Source organism: Parachitinimonas caeni (assembly GCF_030129945.1).
Taxonomy (GTDB): Bacteria; Pseudomonadota; Gammaproteobacteria; order Burkholderiales; family Chitinimonadaceae; genus Parachitinimonas; species Parachitinimonas caeni.
The window spans coordinates 1-339 of record NZ_JARRAF010000231.1; the positions used below are offsets into that span (position 1 = coordinate 1).

The 339-nt window shown below is 63.4% G+C and carries 1 protein-coding gene; it reads right to left on the reverse strand.

The window, feature by feature from the left end; all coding sequences use genetic code 11:
- Positions 1–339, reverse strand: a 339-nt coding sequence (locus PZA18_RS24455; protein WP_284103488.1) for a hypothetical protein, incomplete at both ends; no start/stop codon positions are given.

Sequence of the window (339 nt, forward strand, 5' to 3'; positions counted from 1 at the left end):
CGATCTCTTTGATCAGCTCGCCAAAGCTGTTGTACTGCTGGTGATGGTGGATGGTCTGGCCCCCATCGAGCGTGGACAGGCGCTCGCCCACCTGTGCCGGCGCGCCATCGGCAATCGCCGAGATCGGCTTGTGACTGGCCGAGGCATAGGTCAGCACACCGCTGGCGAGGGGGCCGGTCACGATGTCGCCGGCCGACGGGATCAACCGGTACTGCAGGTTGACCTTGCCATCGACCACCGGCACGTTGTTGCGCGGGGTGTAGTCTTGCAGCCACTTGCGCAGGTTGAGAATCTTGTCGAGCGTGTAGTTGCCGTCTGCATTGCGGGTCGGCTCCAGGT